Below are 23,709 nucleotides of genomic sequence, written 5' to 3'. Positions count from 1 at the left end.
TGCTTCACTCCTCTACGAACATCTTGCGCAAACCGGGACGACGGGGAGCGGCCAGTTCCTCTGTCCACGCGGCGAGCGCGGCCACCGTCGGAAGGTCGAAGATCTTGCGAATCGGTATCTCGATGCCCATCTCGGCGCGGGCCCGGCTGATCAGCCGGGTCGCGAGCAGGGAGTGCCCGCCGAGCTCGAAGAACCCGTCGTCGGCGCCGACCCGGTCCACACCGAGCACCTCGGCGAAGAGGGCGGCCAGACCCTTCTCGCGGGCGGTGCCGGGCGCCCGGTAGGCGGCGCCGGTGAACTCCGGCTCGGGCAGGGCGGCCCGGTCCAGCTTGCCGTTGGGGGCGAGCGGGAGCCGGTCCAGGGCCACGAAGGCGGACGGCACCATGAACTCCGGCAGCCGCTCGGCGACGAAGGCCTGGAGCTCCCTGGCGTCCGGGGCGGCGCGGCCGTCGCCGGTGGGCACGACGTAGGCGACAAGCAGCTTGCCGGCGCCGTCGCCGCGTCCGTCGCGGGCGATGACGGTGGCCTGCGCGAGGTCGGGGTGCGCGGTGAGAGCGGCCTCGACCTCGGCGGGCTCGATGCGGAAACCGCGCACCTTCACCTGTGCGTCGCCGCGGCCCACGTACTCCAGTTGTCCTTCGTCGTTCCAGCGGGCCAGGTCGCCGGTGCGGTACATGCGGGCGCCCGCCGGGCCGAACGGGTCGGCGAGGAAGCGCTCGGCGGTCAGTGCGGTGCGGCCGTGGTAGCCGCGGCCCACGCTCCCGCCGACGTACAGGTCGCCGACGGCGCCGGGCGGCACCGGGGTGAGGCCGGGGCCGAGGACGTAGACCCGCATGTTGCCGAGCGGGGTGCCGACGGGGGCGCTGCCCGCCGCGTCGCCCGGCTCGCCGGTGACGGTGCAGGTAGTGGCGTAGAAGGTTTCGCTCTGCCCGTAGGCGTTGACGATCCGGGCGCCGGGGAAGGCGCCCCGCACCTTCGCGACCAGGGGTGCGGGCAGTGCCTCACCGGCGAAGACGAGTGTGTCGACGTCGGTGCGGCCGGCGATCTCGTCGACGAGTTCCGCGAAGGCGGACGGGACGGTGGAGATGACGCCACCGCTCCAGCCCTCCTTGCGCTCGCCCAGGACCAGGACGTCCCGGACCAGTTCGACGACGCCGCCGACGGCGAGGGCCGTGAAGATCTCGAACGCGGAGACGTCGAAGTTGACCGAGGTGCCCGCGAGGATCCGCTTCCCCGGCGCCATGCCCACGCGGTCGGCGAGGCGCAGCACGCCGTTGACCACGTTGGCGTGGGTGATGGCGACGCCCTTGGGCCTGCCCGTGGAACCGGAGGTGTACATCACGTACGCCAACTGTTGGGCTCGGGCCGGGTGTTCGAGCGCCGGACCGTCTCCCTCGGACAGGCCGGACAGGTCGGTCAGGTCGGACAGGTCGAGCGTGTCGAGGAGGACGTCCGGGGCGTCGTGCTCCGGCAGCGCCCCGGCCGTCGCCGTGTCCGTCAGGACCAGGCGCGGTCGCGCCTCGCCGAGGATGGCCGCCAGGCGGTGTCCGGGGTACTTGGGGTCGACGGGCAGATAGGCGCCGCCCGCCTTCAGGACGGCGAGCAGGGCGATCACCAGGTCGGCGGTGCGCGGCAGGGACACCGCGACAAGGGACTCGGCGCCCACCCCGCGGCCGGCCAGCTCACGCGCCAGGCGGTCGGCCCTGGCGTTCACCTCGCGGTAGGTGAGCGAGACGCCCTCGGCGATCACGGCGACCTCGTCCGGTGTCCGTGCCGCCTGCGCCTCGACGAGCCCGGCGATCGTGACGTCCGGGGTCGGGGCGTCGGTGTCGTTGACCGTGACGAGCAGGCGCTCGCGTTCGGCCGGGTCCAGGACGTCGAGCTGGGCGACCATCCGTTCGGGCGCGGCGGCCAACTGCTCCAGGATGCGGACCAGGCGGGCCGCGTACGCCTCCACGGTCTCCTGGGTGAACACGCCGTGCGCGTACTGGAGGATGAACTGGAGGTTCGGTTCGACCGCCGCCATCAGGCCGAGTGGGTAGTGGGTGCCGTTGGACGGGCGCAGGCCGGTGAAGGCGACGCCGTCGGCGGCCTCGGTCGCGGCGCTGATGCCCTCCTCGTCGACCGGGTAGGACTCGAAGACGACCAGGGTGTCGAAGAGGGACGGCAGGTTCGCGGCCTGCTGGATCTGGGCGAGCCCGTGGTGATGGTGGTCCATCAGGGCGGCCTGCCGCTCCTGGAGCCGGGTCAGGACCTCGGCGAGGGTGTCGCCGGGGGCGTACGCGACGCGGACCGGGAGGGTGTTGATGAACATCCCGACCATCGTCTCGACCTCCGCCACGGCGGGCGGGCGACCGGAGACGGTGGCGCCGAACAGCAGGTCGCGGCGGCCGGTGAGTTGCCCGAGCAGCAGGCCCCAGGCGCCCTGGACCATCGTGTTGACGGTGACGCCCAGTTCGGCGGCGCGCCGGTCGAGCCGGGCCGACACCTCGGCGGGCAGCGCGAACTCGACCTGCCCCAGGCCCTCGTCGGTGCCCTGGGAGCCGGGCGCGAGCAGCGTCGGCTCCTCGACCCCGGCGATCTCGGCGGCCCAGGCGCGGGCCGCCTCCGCCTCGTCCTGCCGGACCCGCCAGGCCAGGAAGTCTCCGTAGCTGCGGGTGGCGGGCAGACCGGACGGGTCGCCGTGGGCCGCGTAGAGGAGCAGGAGGTCCCGCATCAGGAGCGGGATGGACCAGCCGTCGAACAGGATGTGGTGGGCGGTCACGACGAGTTCGGCGCGGCCGGGTTCGAGCACGGCCAGGGCGAGCCGCATCAGCGGCGGGGCGGTCATGTCGAAGTGGTCGGCCCGGTCCTGGGTGAGGAACTCCTCGAACGTGTCGGTCGCCTCGGCCGCGCCGACGGAGGTCAGGTCGAGGTGGCGCCAGGGCAGGGTCACCCCGTGCGCCGGAACCACCTGGACGATGTCGCCGTCGGCCCCGGCGACGAAGGCGGCGCGCAGGTTGGTGTAGCGCTCGATGAGCGCCTGCCCGGCCCGGTGCATCCGCTCCGCGTCGACGTCTCCGGAGAGGTGGAACACCAACTGCATGTGGTAGGCGTCGAACGACGATCCGGCCATCTGGGTGTGGAAGTGGATGCCGGACTGGGCGGGGGTCGTCGGCCATATCTCGGCGAGCGCGCCGTAGCGGGCCTCCCAGCCGTCGATCGTCTCCTGGTCCACATCGACCAGGGGTGCGTCCGACGGGGTCAGGCCACCGGCCTCGTCCGTCTCGGCGTACCGGGCGAGCGCGGTCAGGGCCCGCACCCACAGTCCGGCGAGCTCGGTCACCTCGTCGTGGGAGAGGACGCCGGTCGGGAAGCCGAAGTAGGCGGTGAGTTCGTCGCCGTCACCGGTGTCGGTGGCCACCGCGTTGATCTCCAGGGCGGAGAGGACCGGCATGTCGGCGTCCGGGGCGGCGATCAGGTCCTGGTAGGTGCTGTCCGGGGTCCAGCCCGCGCTCTCCTGCCCGGCGGGGGCGGCGGAGGTGCGGCCCAGGTAGTTGAAGCCGATCTGCGGTTCCCGTGCGGCGGCGAGCACCGCGCCGGTCTCCGCGTTGAGGTGGCGCAGCACGCCGTAGCCGATGCCGTTGTCCGGCACCGCCCGGAGCTGTTCCTTGACGGCCTTGAGCGCGCGGCCCGCGGCGGCGCCGCCGGCGAGCGCGTCCACCACGTCGACGCCGGTCAGGTCCAGGCGGACGGGGAACACCGAGGTGAACCAGCCGACCGTGCTCGACAGGTCCGCGCCGGGTATCACGTGCTCCTCGCGGCCGTGGCCCTCCATGCGCACGAGCGCCGAGGAGCCCGACTCGCCGCGGGTGCGGCGCCAGTGGGTCAGGGCCAGCGCGAGCGCGGCGAGCAGCCCGTCGTCGACCCGGCCGCGGAAGACCGCGGGCACCTGGGTCAGCAGGGTCTCCGTGACGTCCGCGGGGAGTTGGACACGCACGGTCTCCACGGTGGCCGCGACGTCCCGTGTGCGGTCCAGGGCGCGGGCGCCGAGCACGGGCTCGTCACCGTCCAAAATCTCCTGCCACACCGGCAGTTGGGCCGTGGCCTTCTCCTGGTCGGCCGCCAGGTCGACCAGGGCGTGCGTCCAGCGGCGCAGGGAGGTGCCCTTCGGTGCGGGTTCCTGCGCGCCACCGTCGCGGACCCGCTGCCAGGCGGCGGCGAAGTCGGGCACCAGGATCCGCCACGACACCCCGTCGACGACGAGGTGGTGCAGGACGATCAGCAGCCGGTCGGCGTCCGTGGCGGAGGTGAACCACACGAACTGGGCCATGACACCGGCGTCCGGGTCGAGGCGGCCCGCGGCGGCGTCCAGTTCGGCGTGCACGTCGGCGCCGTCGAGGGGGACCTCGCGGAGCAGTGCGGCGGGGTCGACGCCGCCGGGCGGCGCGATCAGCAGTCCGGGCTCGTCCCGGTCGAGCCGGGAGCGCAGGGCGTCGTGCCGGTCGAGGACGGCCCGGAGGGTGGCGAGCAGGCCCGCGCGGTCGATGTCGTCGGGCAGGGTCAGCATGCCGGACATGGAGAACCGGCCGATGCCGCCGCCCAGCGCGAGGACGTGTGCCGCCATGGGGGGCAGCGGGGTCCGGCCGACGCCGCCGCCGGGCAGCTCGGCCAGGGTGACGCTCGTGTCCTCGCGGCCCTCGACCAGTTCGGCGAGGCGCGCGACCGTGCGGTACTCGAAGACTTCCCGCGTGCTGACGGCCATGCCGAGCGCCCGGGCGCGGGCGACGACCTGGATGGAGCGGATGCTGTCGCCGCCCGTGGTGAAGAAGTCGTCGTCGATGCCGACGGTCCGCAGGCCGAGCACCTCGGCGAACAGCGCGCAGAAGGACTCCTCGATCTTGTTGCGCGGCGCGCGTCCGGTCGAGGCCCGTGCGTAGTCCGGCGGCGGCAGCACGCGCCGGTTCAGCTTGCCGCTCGGGGTCAGCGGGATCTCCGAGAGCGGGACGAGCGCTGCGGGCACCATGTAGCCGGGCAGCCGCTCGCTCAGGTAGTCGGGGAGTCCGGCGAGGAGCGGGCCGATCGCCTTGGCGAGGGCCGGGGCGTTGGGCCTGGCCCGACGGCCCGCGGGGGTGGCGAGGAACGTGCCGGTGACGGCTGCCTCGGCGGGCAGCTCGGGCAGCAGCACCGCGTCGTAGCAGCGCGGGTCCTCGCCGGAGAGCGTGAGGACGGCTTCGAGGCCGTTGTCGCGGGCCCAGTCGGACAGGTCCTGCGGGTCGACCGCTTCGCCGGGCAGCGCCGTCGGGTCGAGGAGCCCGGCCGCGACCGCCACGGCGGCCTCCTCGGCGAGGCGGGCGCTGGGGATGCCGGTGACGCGCAGGGGACCTGCGTCCGTGCGCCCCGCCAGGTCGGCGGGGGCGGTGAGCTGGCCGCCCCACGGCACCGTCGGCAGGCCGGCGAGGTCGAGCACGTCGGCGGGTGCCTTGTGCAGGACGACCTCGTAGCGGTGCCGGGTCAGTTCGTTGTGGGCCCGTCCGGGCTTGAGGCGGATGTCGACGGGGACGGAGTGCCGGGCCGCCCAGTCGGCGAACCACTCCGGGGGCACCACGAGTTCCCGCTCGGCGAGCAGTTCCTTCTCCACGAACGTCCGCAGCTCGTCGTGGGAGGCGTGCGGGTGTGCCGCACGCTGGACGGCGGTGAGCAGGACGCGCAGGGTCGAGGCGTTGCGCACGTCACCGACGATCATTCGGCCGCCGGGTTCGAGCAGCTCCATGACCTGGCACAGCACGTGGTCCAGGTAGTCGGCGCTCGGGAAGTACTGGGCGACGGAGTTGAGGACCACCGTGTCGAAGCGGCCCTTGGGCAGGTCGGAGAGTTCGTCGGCGGTGCGGGCGCTGAGGTGGACCCGGTCGCCGAACCCGGCCCGCTCGGCCTGGGCGGTGACGCGCTCCACGACGGGCGCCGAGATGTCGGTGCCCCAGTACTCCTCGACCTCGCCGACGATCTTGGCGAGGAGCAGGCCGGAGCCGACGCCGATGTCCAGGACGCGCCGGGGCGCGTAGCGCAGCACCTGGGCCACGGCCGCGTCCCGCCACTGCCGCATCTGCTCGACGGGGATCGGCTCGCCGTCGTACGACGACGTCCACATCTGGAAGTCCTCGCCCCACGCCTCGTCCTCGGAGGCCCGGTAGCTGTCGTCGTAGAGCTCGCGCCAGTCGTCCTGCTGGTCGTCGGCGTCCTCGACGGCGGCGCCGGGGTCGGGCACGACGTAGCCGACGAGGCGCTTGCCGCCCTCGCTGTCCTCGCGGACCACCACGGTGGCCTGGGCCACGCCCGGGTGGTCGGTGAGGGCTTGTTCGATCTCGCCGAGTTCGATACGGAAACCACGGACCTTGACCTGGAAGTCGGTCCGGCCGATGTACTCGACCTGGCCCTCACGGTTCCAGCGCACCAGGTCACCCGTGCGATACATCCGCGCACCCGGCCCACCGAACGGGCACGCCACAAAACGCCCCGCCGTCAAAGCCGTCTGACCCACATACCCGCGCGCCAGCCCGGCACCCGCCAGATACAGCTCACCCGCAACCCCGGGCGCCACCGGCTTGAGCGCGGCATCCAGCACATACACCTGCGTGTTCCACACCGGTGCCCCGATCGGCACCCGCTCCGAACCCGGCACATGCCGATACGCCGTCACCTCCACCGACGCCTCCGTCGGACCGTACAGGTTGAACACCCCACACGCGGGCAGCACCTCGGCCACCTTGTTCGCGAGCGCCGGCGGGAACGCCTCACCCGCCACCTCGATCCACCGCAGGCTCGTGCACTCCTTCGCCCCCGGCTCCGAGACGAACACCTCCAGCAACGACGGCACGAAGTCCGCCCCCGTCACCCCCTCACGCCGGATCAACTCCGCCAGATACGCCGGATCCCTGCGCCCGTCCGGACGCGCGATCACCACCGCCGCACCCACCTGCAACGCCGCGAACAACTCCGGCACCGACACATCGAAACTCGCCGTCGTCGACAACAGCACCCGGTCCTTGGGCCCCACGTCGAAATACCCGAGACCCCACGCCAGCCGGTTCATGATCGAACGGTGCGCCACCTGCACACCCTTGGGCCCACCCGTCGAACCCGACGTGAAGATCACATACGCCGCATGATCCGGAGACAGCTCCCGCACCGGATTCGACACCGGATACGACGACACATCCGGCAGCACCTCATCCAGAACCAACAACGGCTGCGCCACGTCCAGCACATGCCTCACCCGGTCATCCGGCAACTCCGGATCCACCGGCACATACGCCGCGCCCGACTTCACCACCGCATAGACCGCCACCAGCAGATCCACCGACCGCGGAATCCGCACCGCGACCAACCGCTCCGGACCCGCACCCCGCTCGATCAGCCAATGCGCCAGACGATTCGCCCGCGCATTGAACTCCTCATACGACAACGACTCCGACTCACCCACCAACGCCACCGCACCCGGCGACCGCTCCACCTGCGCCTCGAACGCACCCGGCAACGTCCCCGCAACCACCTCACGCGCCGTCGCGTTCCAGTCGTCCAGGAGCAGGTTCCGCTCGGCCGGGTCGAGGACGTCGACGTCGCCGAGGCGTACGGCCGGGTCGGCGGCCACCTGTTCCAGGATGCGGACGAGGCGGTCGACGACGGCGACCGCCGTGGAGTGGTCGAACAGGTCCGCCGCGTACTCCAGGCGTCCGTGGGCGCGGCCCGCGGCGTCGGGGACGATGTTGAAGAAGAGGTCGAACTTGGCGGTGTCGGTACCGGCCGGGACGGGGGTGACCTCCAGGCCCGGCATCTCGATGTCCGGCCACACGAACTGCCAGGCCAGCATGGTCTGGAACAGCGGCGGGTACGACGTCGAGCGCTCCAGGTTGAGCAGTTCCACGAGCCGTTCGAAGGGGACGTCCTGGTTGTCGTACGCGGCCAGGGCCTTGTCCCGTACCTGTTCCACCATGTCGCCGAACGACGGGTTCTTCGACAGGTCGGCGCGCAGCACCCAGGTGTTGACGAAGAAGCCGACCAGGTCGTTCAGCGCCTCGTCGGTGCGCCCGGCGATGGGGCTGCCGATCGTGACGTCCTCGCCGGCGCCCAGCTTGTTGAGGAGGACGGCGAGCGCCGCCTGGGCCACCATCGGAGGGGTGGCGCCGCGGTCGGCGGCCACCTTCCCGAGCCGGCCGACGAGGTCGGAGTCGAGCAGGAACTCGACGTGGCCGCCGCGGTGTCCGACGACCGCGGGCCTCGGCCGGTCCAGCGGGAGCTGGGTGGGCTGCGGCACCTCGTCCAGTTCCTTGCGCCAGTAGGCGATCTGGGGGGCGGCGACGCTCTCGCGGTCGCCGTCCTCGCCCAGGAGCTGCCGCTGCCACAGCGTGTAGTCCTTGTACTGGACCGGCAGCGGCGCCCACTGGGGTGCGTTCCTGTCGTGGCGGGCCGTGTACGCGGCGACCAGGTCCTTGAGGAACGGGGCCATCGAGGAGCCGTCCGCGGCGATGTGGTGGAACACGAACGCCAGGACGTGTTCCTGCGGCGAGAGGCGGAACACGGTGGTTCGCAGGGGGAGTTCGGTCTCCAGGTCGAAGCCCGTGACCAGCTCCTCGTGCAGGGTGGCGTCCAGGGCGTCGGCGCTCACGTCGACCACCCGGAAGGGCAGGACCGCCTCCTCGGTGGGCAGGACCCGCTGCTCCGGTGTGCCGTCCGCGTTCTCGGCGACCAGGGTGCGCAGGCTGTCATGGCGGGCCGCGACGTCCGTGACCGCGGCGGCCAGGGCCGCGGTGTCGAGCGCCCCGTCCAGACGCAGCACGAACGGGATGTTGTACGTCGCGGACGGCCCTTCCAGGCGGTGCAGGAACCACATCCGCCGCTGGGCGAAGGACAAGGGGATCATCGACGCTTCTCCTAAACGGTCGTCTGGCCCAGCTGGGGACGCAGCCGGGGGCGGTTCGACGTGGCCAGTTCCTCGATCTGAACCGCCAGTTGGGCGACGGTCGGATGACGGAAGACCGTTGTGACTTTCACGTCGACGTGAAGCTCATTGCGTATCCGGCCGGTCAGCCGGGTGGCCAGTAGTGAATGCCCGCCGCGGTCGAAGAAGTCGGCGTCGATGCCGATCTCCGCCACGCCGAGCAGGTCGGCGAAGAGGCGGCACAGGACTTCCTCGGTGCGGTTGCGCGGTCCGCGTCCGGGCGCCGCCTCGGTGTGGTCCGGCGCGGGCAGCGCCTTGCGGTCGAGCTTCCCGCTGGTCGTCGTGGGGAACTCGGCGAGCGGCACGATCGCGGTGGGCACCATGTACTCGGGCAGGTGGGCGCGTACGTGGTCCGTCAGGGCGGTGAGGTCCAGTGCGGACTCGGGCTTGCCGCCGGCCGGTACGACGTAGGCGACGATCCGCTGGTCGTCGGCCCGGTCCTCGCGGACGATGACGACGGCGCCGTCGACGTCCGGGTGGTCGGTGAGGGCTTGTTCGATCTCGCCGAGTTCGATACGGAAACCACGGACCTTGACCTGGAAGTCGGTCCGCCCGATGTACTCGACCTGACCCTCACGGTTCCACCGCACCAGGTCACCCGTGCGATACATCCGCGCACCCGGCCCACCGAACGGGCACGCCACAAAACGCCCCGCCGTCAAAGCCGTCTGACCCACATACCCGCGCGCCAGCCCGGCACCCGCCAGATACAGCTCACCCGCAACCCCGGGCGCCACCGGCTTGAGCGCGGCATCCAGCACATACACCTGCGTGTTCCACACCGGTGCCCCGATCGGCACCCGCTCCGAACCCGGCACATGCCGATACGCCGTCACCTCCACCGACGCCTCCGTCGGACCGTACAGGTTGAACACCCCACACGCGGGCAGCACCTCGGCCACCTTGTTGGCCAGCGCCGGCGGGAACGCCTCACCCGCCACCTCGATCCACCGCAGGCTCGTGCACTCCTTCGCCCCCGGCTCCGAGACGAACACCTCCAGCAACGACGGCACGAAGTCCGCCCCCGTCACCCCCTCACGCCGGATCAACTCCGCCAGATACGCCGGATCCCTGCGCCCGTCCGGACGCGCGATCACCACCGCCGCACCCACCTGCAACGCCGCGAACAACTCCGGCACCGACACATCGAAACTCGCCGTCGTCGACAACAGCACCCGGTCCTCGGGCCCCACGTCGAAATACCCGAGACCCCACGCCAGCCGGTTCATGATCGAACGGTGCGCCACCTGCACACCCTTCGGACCACCCGTCGAACCCGACGTGAAGATCACATACGCCGCATGATCCGGAGACAGCTCCCGCTCCGGATTCGACGCCGGATACGACGACACATCCGGCAACACCTCATCCAGAACCAACAACGGCTGCGCCACATCCAGCACATGCCGCACCCGGTCATCCGGCAACTCCGGATCCACCGGCACATACGCCGCGCCCGACTTCACCACCGCATAGACCGCCACCAGCAGATCCACCGACCGCGGAATCCGCACCGCGACCAACCGCTCCGGACCCGCACCCCGCTCGATCAGCCAATGCGCAAGACGATTCGCCCGCGCATTGAACTCCGCATACGACAACGACTCCGACTCACCCACCAACGCCACCGCACCCGGCGAACGCTCCACCTGCGCCTCGAACGCACCCGGCAACGTCCCCGCAACCACCTCACGCGCCGTGTCGTTGACGCGGTGGACGAGCCAGTCGTGTTCGTCCTCGCCCAGTACGTCCACCGCGCCGACCGGCACCGTGGGGTCGGCCAGGACCTGTTCCAGGACCCGTACGAGGCGGGCGGCCACGGTCTCGGCCGCGTCGCGTCCGTAGAGGTTGCGCTGGTAGTCCAGGGAGAGCCGCAGGTACGGGTCGGAGGAGTTGAGGGTGAGGGGGTAGTGGGAGCCGGCGAAGGGGCGGATCGCGTCGATGGTGAGGCCCGCCGAGTCGTTCGCCTCGATGATGCCCTCACGATCGATGGGGTAGTTCTCGAAGACGACGATCGTGTCGAACAGGGAGGGCAGGCCCGTGCCGCGCTGGATGTCGGCCAGGCCGTAGTAGTGGTGGTCGAGCAGACTGATCTGCCGGTTCTGGAGGCTCGTGATGACGTCGGCGAGGCTCTGCTCGGGCCGGCACTCGGCCCTCGTCGGCAGGGTGTTGATGAACAGGCCGACCATCTCGTCGGAGCCCGTCAGATCGGCGGGGCGGCCGTTGACGGCGGCGCCGAACACCACGTCCTGCTGCCCGGTCAGCTTGGAGAGCAGGATGGCCCAGGCGCCCTGGAGGAGCGTGTTGAGCGTGACGCCCAACTCGGCGGCACGGCGCGCCAGTTCGCGGCCCTTGTCGATGCTGAGCGGCACCTCGACACGGCCCAGTGACGTCGCGTCGCCCTCGGCGACCAGCTCCGCGGCGACGAGGGTCGGCTGGTCGAACCCGTCTAGTTCTTCCTTCCAGCGGGCGGCCGACGCGTCCCGGTCCTGACGGGACAGCCAGGCCAGGTAGTCGCCGTAGGAGCGGACCGGGCCGAGCGCGGCGGCGTCGCCGTACAGCCGGATCAGGTCCGTGATGACCAGCGGTGACGACCAGCCGTCGAAGAGGGTGTGGTGCGCGGTGATGATGAGCTTGGCCTGCCGCGGCCCGCAGGTGAGCAGGGCCAGGCGCAGCAGCGGCGGCCGGGCGGGGTCGAGCTGTTCGCCGCGGTCGGCGGCGAGGGCCGCGTCGAGCGCCGCGTCCTGCTCGGCGTCGGTCTTCCCCGTCAGGTCGAGGTGGCGCCAGGGCAGCGTGACGTGCTCGGCGACGACCTGGACCGGCTCGCCCTCGGCGGTGGTGAGGAACGCGGAGCGCAGGTTCGGGTACCGCTCCAGGAGAGCCTGCCCGGCCGCCCGCATGCGCTCCGGGTCCACGGTCCCGGACAGGTGCAGGACGAACTGCATGTGGTAGACGTCGAAGCTGCCGTCCGCGAGGGCCGCCTGGAACTGGATGCCGGACTGGCCCGGGGCCTGCGGCCACACCTCGGCGAGGCGGCCGTAGCGCTCCTCCCAGGTCTCGATGTCGGCCTGGCCGACCGTGACCAGCGGGGCGTCCGACGGGGTCAGTCCCCCGGCCTCCCCGCTCGCGGCGTGTGCGGCCATGCCGTGCAGGACCTCGACCCACAACTCGGCGAGTTCGCCGGCCTGTTCGCGGGAGAGGACGCCGGTCGGGAACATGAAGGCGGCCTGGAGCCGGGCGCCGTCGGGGGTGTCGGTGGCGACCGAGTTGACCTCGAGGGCGGAGAGCGCGGGAAGGTCGGGGTCGGGCTCGGCGATCAGCTCGGCGGACCACGCGGAGGGGCCCCAGCCGTCGGTGCGCAGGTGCTCGGGCACATCGCTGTCGGAGATCCGGCCGAGGTAGTTGAACCCGATCTGCGGTACGGCGAGGTCGTCGAGCTGCTCGGCGGTCTCGGGGTTGAGGTGGCGCAGCAGCCCGTAGCCGATGCCCTTGCCGGGGACGGCGCGCAGTTGCTCCTTGACCTGCTTGATCGCCCGGGCGACGGCGGGGCCTCCGGCGAGCACGCCGGACGTGTCCACGCCCTGCACGTCGACGCGGGCCGGGTACATGGTGGTGAACCATCCGACGGTGCGCGACAGATCGGCGCCGGGGACGACCTCTTCCTCGCGGCCGTGGCCTTCGAGGCGGACCAGGGTGGACTCGTCGGTGCCGCGCCAGCGGTTGACCGCCAGGGCGAGCGCGGCCAGCAGCACGTCGGTGCCGGTGGCGCGGAACGCGGCGGGCAGCTCGGTCAGCACGGCCTCGGTGACGTCGGCGGGGAGCTGCACCCGTACGGTCTCGACGGTGGACCACACGTCGACGGACGGGTCGAACGCGCGGGAGCCGAGCGGCGGGTTGGGGCCTTCGAGGACCTCGCGCCAGTGGTCGAGCTCGGCCTCCCGCTCCTCGCTGAACGCCTCGTCCTGGAGCGCGGCGGCCCAGCGGCGGGCCGAGGTGCCGACGGCGGGCAGTTCGGGGGTGCGGCCGGCGCGGACGTGCTGCCAGGCCTCGGCGAGGTCGGACATCAGGATGCGCCAGGAGACGCCGTCGACCACCAGGTGGTGCAGCACCACGAGGAGCCGGCCGGGGCCCGACGGCGGGGCGAACCAGACGAAGTCCGCCATCGTCCCGGCCTCCGGGTCGAGGCGGCCGACCGCGTCGTACAGCTCCGCCTTGGCCGCGGCGAGCGCGGACGGCGCCTCCCAGTGGCCGTCGCAGTCGACGCGACGGATCAGCCCGGCCGCCCGTACGGTGCCGGGCGCGGCGGCCACGAGGGTGGGCTCGTCGCCGGGGACCAGGCGGGAGCGCAGCAGGTCGTGGCGGTCGAGGACGGCGTCGAGCGTCGCGGCGAGGCCGTCCGCGTCGACGGTCTCGGGCAGTTCGAGCACCATCGACATGGCGAAACGGTTCGTCCCGCCGCCGTGCGCGAACACCTCCCGGGCCACGGGCTGGAGCGGCATCGGGCCGACGCCGCCGCCCTCCAGCTCGGCGAGGACCGGTGCGGCGCCCTGCCGGGCACCGGCGACCTCGGCCAGGCGGGCGGCCGTGCGGCACTCGAAGATCTCGCGCGTGGACAGTTCGAGGCCGCGGGCGCGGGCGCGGGCCACCACCTGGATGGAGCGCAGGCTGTCGCCGCCGACCGCGAAGAAGTCGTCGTCGATGCCGACCCGGTCGACGCCGAGCACGTCCGCGTAGGCGGCGGTGATGATCTGTTCGGCCTCGGTGCGCGGCTCCCGGTACGCCTCGCCCAGGAACTCGGGCTCGGGCAGCGCCGCGCGGTCGAGCTTGCCGGTCGGGCCGAGCGGCAGGCGGCCCAGGGCCACGAACGCCGAGGGGACCATGTAGTCGGGCAGTCGCGCCGCGACGAAGGTGCGCAGCTCGGCGGCGGACGCCCCGGCGAGCACGTCGACGTCGCCGATGCCGCCCGCGCCGTCGTCGCCGACGCCGCCCTCGCCGGTGTGCACGACGTAGGCGACGAGGCGCTTGCCGCCCGCGGGGACCTCACGGCTGATGACGACGGCCTCGTCGATGCCGGGGTGCGCGGTGATCGCGGACTCGACCTCGGCGGTCTCGATGCGGAAGCCGCGCACCTTGACCTGGCCGTCGCCGCGGCCGACGCACTCCAGCCGCCCGTGCGCGTTCCAGCGGGCGAGGTCGCCGGTCCGGTACATGCGCTCGCCGGGAGATCCGTAGGGGTTGGCGACCCAGCGTTCGGCGGTCAGGGCGGCGCGGCCGTGGTAGCCGCGGCCCAGGCAGGTGCCGACCACGTACAGCTCGCCGATGACGCCCTGCGGCGCGGGGGCGAGGCCGGGGCCGAGGACATAGGCGCGCATGCCCCCGAGGGGGGTGCCGATGGGGGCGACGTCGCCGTCCGCCCAGTCGTCGGTCGCGGCGAGGGAGAACGTGGTGGCGTAGAAGCTCTCGCTCTGGCCGTAGGAGTTGACGATCTGGACGCCGGGCAGGGCCTCGCGCACCTGGCGCACCAGGCGGCCGGGCAGCAGGTCGCCGGCGAGGACGACGGAGCGGACGCCCGGCGCCTTGTGCAGGTGCGGCACGAGTTCGGCGAGGACGGAGGGGACGCCGCTGATCACGTGGCCGTCCCAGCTCTCGCGTTCGGCGAGGGCCAGGGCGCTCGCGACGAGTTCGACGGTGCCGCCGGTGGAGAGCGTGGTGAGCAGTTCGAAGACGGAGACGTCGAAGTTGACGGAGGTGCCCGCGAGCATCCGCCACCCGGCGGGCGCGTCGAGCACCCGCACCAGTTCGCGTACGCCGTTGACCACGCCGCGGTGGGTGAGGGTGGCGCCCTTGGGCCTGCCCGTGGAGCCGGAGGTGAACATCACGTACGCCACGTGGTCCGGGTCGAGGGGCCGGGTCCTGGCCGTGTCGTCGGGGGCGCCCTGGAGGGTGTTCCACTGCGCCCGCTCGTCCACGTTCAGGGTGGTGACGCCGTCCGCCGCCGGGAGGCGGTCCCGGGTCGCGGTGTCGGTGACCGCGAAGCGGGGGGCGGCCTGCGCCAGGACGCTCTCGGCGCGCCCGGCGAGGTACTGCGGGTCCAGCGGCACGTACCCGGCACCGGACTTGAGGATGCCGAGCAGCGCGGCCACCAGGTCCTCGGTGCGGTCGAGGGCGAGCAGCACCAGGTCCTCGGGGCCCGCGCCGCGCGCGATGAGCTCCCAGGCGACGGCGTTGGCGCGGTCGTCGAGCTCGCGGTAGGTCAGGGTCCGGCCGTCGCACACCAGGGCCGGGGCGTCGGGCGCCGCCGCCACCTGCTGCTCGAAGAGGGCGGGCACGGTCTCGCGGGAGACCGGCGCGGCGGTGTCGAGCGGGGCGATCAGGCGTGCGCGCTCGGCGTCGTCGAGCACGTCGACGGTGCCGATGGTGCGTCCGGCGTCGGCGACGAACTGCTCCAGGACGCGGACGAAGCGCCGTGCGAGACCCTCGGCCGTGTCCCGGTCGAACAGGGCGGTGGAGTACTCCAGGCGGCACCGGGCCCCGCCGGAGGCGTCCGGCAGCAGGTCGAAGAAGAGGTCGAACTTGGCGGTGGCCGTCTCCAGGCGTTCGGTGCGCACGGCGAGGCCGGGTATCTCCAGGTCCGGCACGGGCGGCTGCCAGGAGAGCATCACCTGGAAGAACGGGTTGTACGCGGTGGAGCGGTCCGGGTTGAGCAGCTCCACGAGCCGCTCGAAGGGCATGTCCTGGTTGTCGTACGCGGCCAGGGACCGCTCGCGCACCTGGTCGAGCAGGGCGCGGAAGGTCGGGTTGCCGCTCAGGTCGGCGCGGAGCACCCAGGTGTTGACGAAGAACCCGATGAGGTCGCGCAGGTCCTCGTCGGTGCGGTCCGTGATCGGGGCGCCGATGGGCAGGTCGTCGCCGCAGCCGAGGTGATGCAGGAGCACGGCGAGCGCCGTGTGCATCACCATCGACACGGTGGCGTCGGCCTCCGTGGCCAGCTTCTCCACGGCGCCCAGCAGCGCGGGGTCGATGCGGAAGGGGACGCGGTCGCCGTCGGGGCTCATCGCGCGGGGGCGGGGGCGGTCCGTCGGCAGTTGGATCGGCTGCGGCAGGTCGGCCAGCATCTCGCGCCAGTAGGCGAGTTGGCGGGCGGCGACGCTGTCCGGGTCGGACTCGTCGCCGAGCACGTCGAGCTGCCACAGCGTGTAGTCCGCGTACTGGACCGGCAGCGGCTCCCAGGCCGGGGCGGCTGCCTCGCGGCGGGCCGCGTACGCCGTGGTCAGGTCGCGGAACAGCGGCCCGAAGGACTCGCCGTCCACGGCGATGTGGTGGGCCACGACGACCAGGGTGTGCTCGCCCGGCGCGCTGCGGACGAGGCGGGCGCGGAGCGGTATGTCGGCGGCCAGGTCGAAGACCTCGGTGGCCACCGCGTCGACCGCCGCGGCCCGCTCCTCCTCCCCCGCGACCTCGACGAGCCCCAGCTCGAAGGGGCGCTCCCCGAGGGCGATGACCTGCTGGTGCGGGACACCGTCGTCGCCCTCGACGATCACCGTGCGGAGGGCCTCGTGCCGCTCGACGAGGTCGCACAGCGCCGCCCGCAGCGCCGGCACGTCCAGCTCACCGGTCAGTCGCAGGGCGAAGGCGCCGTTGTAGGTCGGCGAAGGGCCTTCGAACCGGTCCATGAACCACAGCCGGCGCTGCGCGAACGACAACGGGATCATCGTGTCTCCAAATCGGCGACCGGGAAGCGGTCGTCACTCAGCTCTGGTCGAGCAGGGTCAACAGGTCGTCGTTGTAGAAGTCGTCGATGGAGCACGCGCCCGACAGCGTCGAGAAGTACCGGTCGATGTGCTCCTGGTGGCCGACCAGCTTGCGCAGCATGTCGGTGCGTCCCGAGGGCTTGAGCTCGGCCACGTTGAGGGCGCCCTGGTACTGGCTGAGGGCCTCGCCGCTCAGGTTGAGCTCGTAAGCCTCGAGGGCCGTGTCGAGCGCGGCGTCGTCGTGCAGTTCCCCGCCGATGTACTCGGTCAGGGTCTGCGCCTGGACGAAGGCCTCGGTGATGCCGCGGGCGGTGATGGAGTCCTTGTGGGTGACGGCGTCGCCGACCAGGACCCAGCCGGGCCCGTACGCCTTGCGGAAGAAGTTCTCCTGGTGGCCGGTGCCGTAGAGCTGCTCCACGCGTCGGCCCGCGCGCATCCGCTCGTACAGCTCGGGGGCCGTGGTGCGGAAGGTGTCGAGGTAGAACGGCTCCACGCCCTTGCGGACGTCCTGGTACTCCTCCTGCGGGAAGTACGTCATGAGCAGGGTGAGGTCGTCGTTGGTGGGGATGACGCCGATCCAGCGCCCGGGCCGCTCGTACAGCTCGAAGTGGGCGGGCACGTCGGCCCAGTAGCTGTAGTAGGTGCAGGTCACGCGCGGGTGCTCGATGACGTTCGGCGCCCCGGCCTTGCGGGCGACCAGCGAGCGCATGCCGTCCGCCCCGACGACGAGGCGGGCCCGCTCGACGGCCATGGTGCCGCTGGGCGTCGTGTAGCGGACACCGGCGACCCGGTCGTCCTCCCACACCAGGTCCTTGACGGCGCAGCCCTGGCGGAACTCCACGCCCGCCTCGGCGGCGCCCTCCGCGAGCAGCGGGTCGAGCACGTAGCGGCGCGGCGCGTAGGTGTAGGTGACGCCGTCCAGCGGCAGGGAGAAGCCGTCGATGCGGACACCGGGGCCCTCGTAGCTCTGCCGGGTGATCTTCCGGCAGCCCGCGTCCTGGAGCTTGCCGAGCAGCCCCCAGCGGTTGAGCAACGCCATTCCCTGCATGTGGATGTAATGCGAGGAGAGCGTGTCCTGCGGGAAATTCGCCTTTTCCAGAAGCAGTACGCGATAGCCCTGCCGCGCAAAGAGCATGGCCGTCGGCGAACCGGCGCAACGGGCGCCCACGACAATCACGTCGTACATGGCTCTCCTCTCTTACCAGATGGTTTTTGGCACAACTCGGCAGCAGCCGGAATTCGTTTTCGATGCTAAGCGCGGCGTCCCGCCGGCGGGACACAACTGGCGTGCGGTCAGGCGCTGTTACGGAGCAGCTACCGCACCCAGGGTTTCGATGTATGCGGAGATCGACGCCACCGTCGGGTGGAGGAACATCTGGTCCATCGGGACCTCGACGTTCAACTCGTCCATGAATGCACCTTGAATCCGCACCATGATGACGGACTGACCGCCCAGGGCGAAGAAATCGTCTTCGGGCGAAATATCGTCGCGGTTCAGCTCCCGGCACCAGATGGCGCGCACGAGGTCGGCGGTCATCGCTTTCCTTTCGATGGTCGTGGCGGTCTGCGCCGTCTCATGCCGCGGTGCCGCTGGGCTGGAGGACCTGGTGCTTCTCCAGCGACGCGACGAGCGCCGCGCGGTCGACCTTCCCGTGCGGGCTGAGCGGCAGGCGGAGGATGTTGACGAACCGGGCGGGGACCATGTTCCGCGGCAGTTCCCGCAGCAGCCGGGAGCGCACGTCGTCCTCGGTGAGTTCGTGGCGCGTGGGCACGAGGAAGGCGGTCAGCTCGGCCTCCCCCGCGGCGCTGTGCGTGACCGCGACGGCGGCCTCCCGGATGCCGGGCAGCCGGCCGAGGGCCCGCTCGATGTCGGTGGGGTCGATCCGCATGCCGCGCACCTTGACCTGCGCGTCCATCCGCCCCGCCACGACGAGTTCACCGGAGGCGTCGATGTGGCCGCGGTCGCCCGTGCGGTAGAGCCGGACGGGGACGCCGTCGATCTCGACGGTCGTGAACTTCGCGTTCTCGGGGCCTGAGCCGCCCAGGTAGCCCGCGCCGACGCCCGCCCCCGCGATGCAGATCTCGCCGGACTCCCCCGGCGCGACACCGCGCAGTTCCGCGTCGAGCAGGTGGATGTCGGTGTTGTACGCGGGCCTGCCGACCGGGGCGATCGCGTGGTGGCCGGGCCGGTACGCGGACAGGTCGTAGGAGGTCGCGACGTCCGTGCACTCGGCGACGCCGTACTGGTGCAGCAGCGTGCACGTGTTGCCCTCGCGGCGCATCCAGTGGGAGAGCCGCTCGGGCTTGAGCGCCTCGCCGCCGAAGAGCACGTAGTCGAGCCGGGTGAGCGCGTCGCCGCCCCGCGCCGTCTCCCAGTCCACGAGGACGTACAGGGTGCTGGAGGCGCAGTGCACCACGCGGATGTCGCGCTCGTTGAGGATGCGGTAGGCCATCATGGCGTCGAAGTTCCGGCTCGCCATGAAGTGCTGGGTCGCGCCGCAGAACAGCGGTGTCATCAGGGCGCGTTGGGACAGGTCGAAGCCGAACGCGCTGACGACCAGGTGGTGCGATCCGCTGTGCAGGCCGTATTCGAGCGTCAGCCAGTTCATGAGGTTGAACCAGCCCTCGTGGCGCACGGCGGTCAGCTTCGGGGTGCCGGTCGAGCCGGACGTGAAGACCGCGTAGCACAGGTCGTCCCCGGTGACCTCGGTGCCGGGGCTGGTCGCCGGCAGGCGGTCCAGGGTGTCGGCGAGCCGCTCCAGGTCGACGACGTCGACGGTGGCGGCGGCGACCATCGGTGCGGTCGCCTCGGAGGCCACGATCAGCGCGAGGTCGGGCACCTGCCCCAGGAGCTGTTCGAGGCGGGCCGCCGGGTAGGCCGGGTCGAACGGCACATAGGCGGCGCCCGCCTTCAGCGTGCCGAGGAGGGCGACGAGCAGGTCGAAGGAGTAGTCGAGGCACAGCCCGACCTTCGCGCCGCGCCCGTGACCGCGCCGGATCAGGTAGTGCGCGAACCGGTTGGCGGCGGCGTCGAGTTGGGCGTACGTCATGTGCTCGCCCGCGCGGACGACGGCGAGGGCGTCGGGGGTGGCCGCCGCGTTCGCCTCGAACCGGTGGTGGACGACGGGCGCCGGGGGCAGGGCGACCCGCTTTCCCTGAAGAATCATCAACGGACTCCGATGTGAGAGGTCCCTCTAGGCGGATCGCCGGTCGGCGGTGTCCAGCACCTGGGCGACCCACTTGTCGACGGGCAGGCCGTGCGCGGCGGCGGCCTTCGAGTACTGCTCGAGCTGGCCGGCGGAGAGCTCGATGGTGAGGGTGGTGACCTGCTGACGGCGCTGCCCGCCGTCGGCGCCGGACGCGGTGGCCGCGGTTTCCGAGGCGGGCGCGGTGTCCCCGGCGGGCGGGTCGGCGGGCGAGTCGCCGCTCTGCACGGCCAGGCTGGCGCGGACCGCCTTGCGCAGTTCGTTGCGCGACCACTTCTGCTGCTCGGCCGTCCGCAGCCAGTAGTCCTGCTCGGGCGGCGAGAGGCGGGTCACCTCGGCGTGGTGGGCGAAGCTGAGGGCGTCGCGCCTGCGGTGGTGCTCGAACCGCCGGGCCACCCACGCGTAGTTGCGCAGGGTCTGGTAGTCGAGGCCGGTCCGCTCGATGGCCTCCTTGTACCGGCGCCACCCGTAGGTGGCCTCCCCGAAGAGCAGCCAGTCGGCGAGCCACCACGCGGAGGAGTTCACCAGCTCGCGCAGGTTGGTGCCGATCTCCTCCCAGGCCCGCTCCGGCAGGTTCTGCGGGAAGGTCATCCCCGACTTCCGCACCTTGGCCGGTGTCCCGACGAAGTTCGAGACCACGTCGCGCGCGGGCGCACCGCCGCCGGTCACCGGCCTCGCCCCGTGTCTGCTCGCGGTTCTCACGGCGCCCGTCGCCACGTTCATCTCCCCCATCCAGTGTGATTTGCGGGCTCGGGGGCGGAGGTCAGTCCCCCGCCATGGCGTCCTGAAGGCTCTTGGGCCGCAGGTCGGTCCAGTTCTGCTCGACGTACTCCAGGCACTCGGCGCGGGAGGCCTCGCCGAAGACGGCGCGCCAGCCCTCCGGCACCTCGGCGAACGCCGGCCACAGGGAGTGCTGCTCCTCGTCGTTGATCAGAACGTGGAAGCGGCCGTCCTCGTCATCGAAGGGGTTCGTGCTCAACTGGCACCGTCCTTAACCGTCATGGAATGGATCGGGATCGCGATGCGGCGGTCCGGGTGCGCCACAGCACCAGGCACGCGCGCCGTTCGCCGTTCGGCATCGTCCGGTCGGCCGTGGACACGGTGTCCGGCGAACCGGACGACGGTGTCGGGCGACCCCGGCGCTGCCACGTCACCGTAGGGACCCGGACAAGGCGGCTACAAGAGCCGAAGGGCCGAGTCGTCCCGGGCTCAAGCGGTTCTGGAGCCGACCCGCAGGGCGCCCTCGGGCACACCGGCCGAGACCCGCTGGAGGCGCGCTCCATGGCGGCCGGAGCGGGCCTGGAGCGGGGCCCGTACCGCGGCCGGACGCACTATCGTCGGCAGGCGCGCCCGAGGGCCGCCGACCCCTTTCCTGCCCGGCCTCCGACCGGGAGGCGTCGGACGGGCCCGGGCCGAGGGAGAGCGATGGACCCCGCCCGACCGGAGCTTCGGCTGTTCGTCCTGCACCACGCGGGCGGCTCGCACGTGCCCTTCCGCCACTGGCCGGCCCGGCTGCCGGACACGTGGGACGTACGGCTCCTCGACGCGCCGGGGCACGGCCATCTCATGGACCTCGCGCCGATCCCGGACGCCGGGCGCCTCGCCGACTTCCTGCTGCGCGTCATCGAGCCCGCGCCGGAGGTCCCGTACGCCCTGTTCGGCCACAGCATGGGCGCCCTCCTCGCGTACGAGATCGCCTGCCGGGCCGTCGAGCGGGGTCTGCCCCGGCCGGTGTGGACGGGCGTCTCCGGGCGGCCCGCACCGGGCACGGCCGGTATCTCCGCCGCTTACGGCGAGCTGTCCGACTCCGCGCTGCGGGACCGTCTGAAGCGGCTCGGCGGCACACCCGGCGAGGTCTTCGACGACCCGGACCTGTGGGCCGTGTTCGCCCCGATCATCCGGGCCGATCTGCGGGTGGTGGAGGGCTGGCGCCCACGGCCGGGCGCGGGCCCGCTGCCGGTGCCCCTGTCCGCGTTCGCGGGCGCCGACGACCACGCGGCCTCGGCGGCGCGGATGGCCGGCTGGGCGGAGCACACCGAGGACTTCCTCGGGCTGCGGGTGCTCGACGGCGGTCACTTCTACTTCGCGCCCGACCCCGGCCCGCTGCTGCGCCGGGTGGAACGCGACGCGCGCACGGCCCTCGCGGCGACGGCCCACCTCCTCTGAGAGCCCGCGTCACCACCCCGGGCGCCCCCCCTTTTTTGGTCCCGAGTCCGGAACGCGACCGACCGCTTCCGGCCGCCCGAGTACCGCCGCCCGGCGCCGATCCCGCCCGGGGATCCGGCTGCCACCGCACCCCAACTGCCTTTCGCCACAGGCCTGTTCCCGCTGTCGTCCCTGGTCATCCCGTTGCCGGTCGGCGAAATAGCCGCACAAGCTACCGGCCCGGGACACGGCTGACCTACGGTCCCCGTCAGAGCGCACAAGTAAGGCATCGGCCAATCACGGGCGAGGACAGGGGAGCGGGCCATGACGAGACGACGGATGAGACCGAGAGCCGGCGTGGTGGGCCTCGCGGCCTGCGCGATCATGGCCACCGCCTTCGGGGGCCCCGCGCGGGCCGCGCAGGACACGGACGGGTCGGCGGGCCCGCACGCCGCGACGCAGCGCGCGATCGACGCGGCCGTCGCGTCCGGGGTGCCCGGCATCACCGCGGAGGCGCGCGACGCGTCCGGGGTCTGGAAGTCGGCCACCGGCGTGGGCAATCTGCGGACGGGCGCGCCGCGCGGCCCCTACGACCGGTTCAGGACCGGCAGCATCACCGCCAGCTTCGTGGCGACGGTGCTGCTCCAGATGGAGGCGGAGAAGAGGCTCAGCCTCGACGACAGCGTGGACCGCTATCTGCCGGGTCTGGTGTCCGGCAACGGCAACGACGGCCGGGCGATCACCGTGCGGCAGCTCCTCAACCACACCAGCGGCCTGTTCGACTACTTCTCGGACACCGCGTACGTCCAGACGTACGTGCTGGGGGACGGCTACCTCCAGCACCGCTACGACACCATGCCGCACGATCAGCGGGTCAAGGTGGCCCTCTCCCACCCGCCGGCGTACCAGCCCGGCGTCCGGCACTGGTTCTCCAACACCAATGACCTCCTGGCCGCGATGGTCGTCGAGAAGGTCAGCGGCAGGAAGTACGAGGACGAGGTGCGGCGCCGGATCATCGCCCCGCTGGGTCTGACGGCGACGTCCCATCCCGGTACGGGCACCAAGCTGCCGCAGCCGAGCAGCCGCGGTTACTCCAGGCTCTTCGCCGACCAGCCGGACCGCGTGGAGGACGTCACCGAGGTGAACGGTTCGCAGGCCTGGGGCAACGGCGACATCATCTCCAGCGCCGCCGACCTGAACCGGTTCTACACGGCCCTGATGAGCGGGAGGCTGCTGCCCGCGCAGCAGTTGAAGGAGATGCGGACGACCGTCGTCAACCCCGACGTCCCGGCCTCGTCCTACGGGCTCGGCATCGAGCGGCTGACGCTGGGCTGCGGCACCGACGTCTGGTACCACGACGGCGGCGCCGTGGGCTGGATCTCGGTCTCGTCCTTCACCGAGGACGGGAGCCACGTGTTCACGTTCAACTACAACAGCGACTGGGGCGGCGCGTCGCTCCTGTCCCTGCTGGACGCCGAGTACTGCGGTACTCCGGCCGGCTGACCTCGCGGGCGCCGTGGGGGGGGGCGGGCCCCCCCCCCCCCCCCCCCCCCCCCCCCCCGCCCCCCCCCCCCCCCCCCCCCCCCAATAATTGCCCGCCCCCCCCCCCCGGACAACACAAATAATGTAAACC

At 72.2% G+C, this 23,709-nt stretch carries 9 protein-coding genes; 2 read left to right on the top strand and 7 right to left on the bottom strand.

Annotated features, from left to right (window positions below):
- Nucleotides 1-4 precede the first annotated feature (4 nt).
- The 7 genes from ACIRF8_RS33660 to ACIRF8_RS33630 all read right to left on the bottom strand — a co-directional run bounded on the left by ACIRF8_RS33660 (nt 5) and on the right by ACIRF8_RS33630 (nt 20,910).
- Nucleotides 5-8,896, bottom strand: a complete 8,892-nt coding sequence (locus tag ACIRF8_RS33660) for an amino acid adenylation domain-containing protein (protein WP_404221258.1) — start codon at nt 8,894-8,896, stop codon at nt 5-7.
- A gap of 11 nt (nt 8,897-8,907) precedes the next feature.
- The gene (locus ACIRF8_RS33655; RefSeq protein ID WP_404221255.1) at nt 8,908-16,686 is read right to left on the bottom strand and encodes an amino acid adenylation domain-containing protein; all 7,779 of its coding nucleotides are present in this window, start codon (nt 16,684-16,686) and stop codon (nt 8,908-8,910) included.
- Between the two features lie 37 nt (nt 16,687-16,723).
- A complete protein-coding gene (locus ACIRF8_RS33650; protein WP_404221252.1) occupies nt 16,724-17,911 on the bottom strand; it encodes an NAD(P)/FAD-dependent oxidoreductase in 1,188 nt (395 codons plus the stop codon).
- Between the two features lie 117 nt (nt 17,912-18,028).
- Nucleotides 18,029-18,262, bottom strand: a complete 234-nt coding sequence (locus tag ACIRF8_RS33645) for an acyl carrier protein (protein WP_404221250.1) — start codon at nt 18,260-18,262, stop codon at nt 18,029-18,031.
- Between the two features lie 37 nt (nt 18,263-18,299).
- On the bottom strand, nt 18,300-19,892 hold the full coding sequence (locus ACIRF8_RS33640; protein ID WP_404221248.1) for an amino acid adenylation domain-containing protein: 1,593 nt from the start codon (nt 19,890-19,892) through the stop codon (nt 18,300-18,302).
- A gap of 27 nt (nt 19,893-19,919) precedes the next feature.
- Nucleotides 19,920-20,600, bottom strand: a complete 681-nt coding sequence (locus ACIRF8_RS33635; protein ID WP_404221246.1) for an LmbU family transcriptional regulator — start codon at nt 20,598-20,600, stop codon at nt 19,920-19,922.
- Between the two features lie 94 nt (nt 20,601-20,694).
- Entirely contained in the window at nt 20,695-20,910 is a 216-nt protein-coding gene (locus ACIRF8_RS33630; protein WP_404221244.1) for an MbtH family protein, read from the bottom strand.
- 446 nt (nt 20,911-21,356) lie between these two features.
- Between ACIRF8_RS33630 and ACIRF8_RS33625 the strand changes: the two genes are divergently transcribed.
- Together ACIRF8_RS33625 and ACIRF8_RS33620 are read left to right on the top strand one after the other, a co-directional pair.
- Nucleotides 21,357-22,097, top strand: a complete 741-nt coding sequence (locus ACIRF8_RS33625; RefSeq protein WP_404221242.1) for a thioesterase II family protein — start codon at nt 21,357-21,359, stop codon at nt 22,095-22,097.
- A 318-nt stretch (nt 22,098-22,415) separates the two neighbouring features.
- Nucleotides 22,416-23,579: a serine hydrolase domain-containing protein gene (locus tag ACIRF8_RS33620; protein WP_404221240.1), complete on the top strand. Its 1,164-nt coding sequence runs from the start codon at nt 22,416-22,418 to the stop codon at nt 23,577-23,579.
- Nucleotides 23,580-23,709 lie beyond the last annotated feature (130 nt).

The organism is Streptomyces sp. NPDC102406 (assembly GCF_044765725.1).
Lineage (GTDB): Bacteria > Actinomycetota > Actinomycetes > Streptomycetales > Streptomycetaceae > Streptomyces.
Note: the sequence above shows the minus strand (reverse complement) of the source record. Positions and strands in the feature narration are given on the sequence as shown.

Coding starts and splice junctions, on each gene's coding strand:
- ACIRF8_RS33660 (WP_404221258.1), bottom strand. CDS start 8,896: ATGATCCCCTTGTCCTTCGCCCAGCGGCGGATGTGGTTCCTGCACCGC.
- ACIRF8_RS33655 (WP_404221255.1), bottom strand. CDS start 16,686: ATGATCCCGTTGTCGTTCGCGCAGCGCCGGCTGTGGTTCATGGACCGG.
- ACIRF8_RS33650 (WP_404221252.1), bottom strand. CDS start 17,911: ATGTACGACGTGATTGTCGTGGGCGCCCGTTGCGCCGGTTCGCCGACG.
- ACIRF8_RS33645 (WP_404221250.1), bottom strand. CDS start 18,262: ATGACCGCCGACCTCGTGCGCGCCATCTGGTGCCGGGAGCTGAACCGC.
- ACIRF8_RS33640 (WP_404221248.1), bottom strand. CDS start 19,892: ATGATTCTTCAGGGAAAGCGGGTCGCCCTGCCCCCGGCGCCCGTCGTC.
- ACIRF8_RS33625 (WP_404221242.1), top strand. CDS start 21,357: ATGGACCCCGCCCGACCGGAGCTTCGGCTGTTCGTCCTGCACCACGCG.
- ACIRF8_RS33620 (WP_404221240.1), top strand. CDS start 22,416: ATGAGACCGAGAGCCGGCGTGGTGGGCCTCGCGGCCTGCGCGATCATG.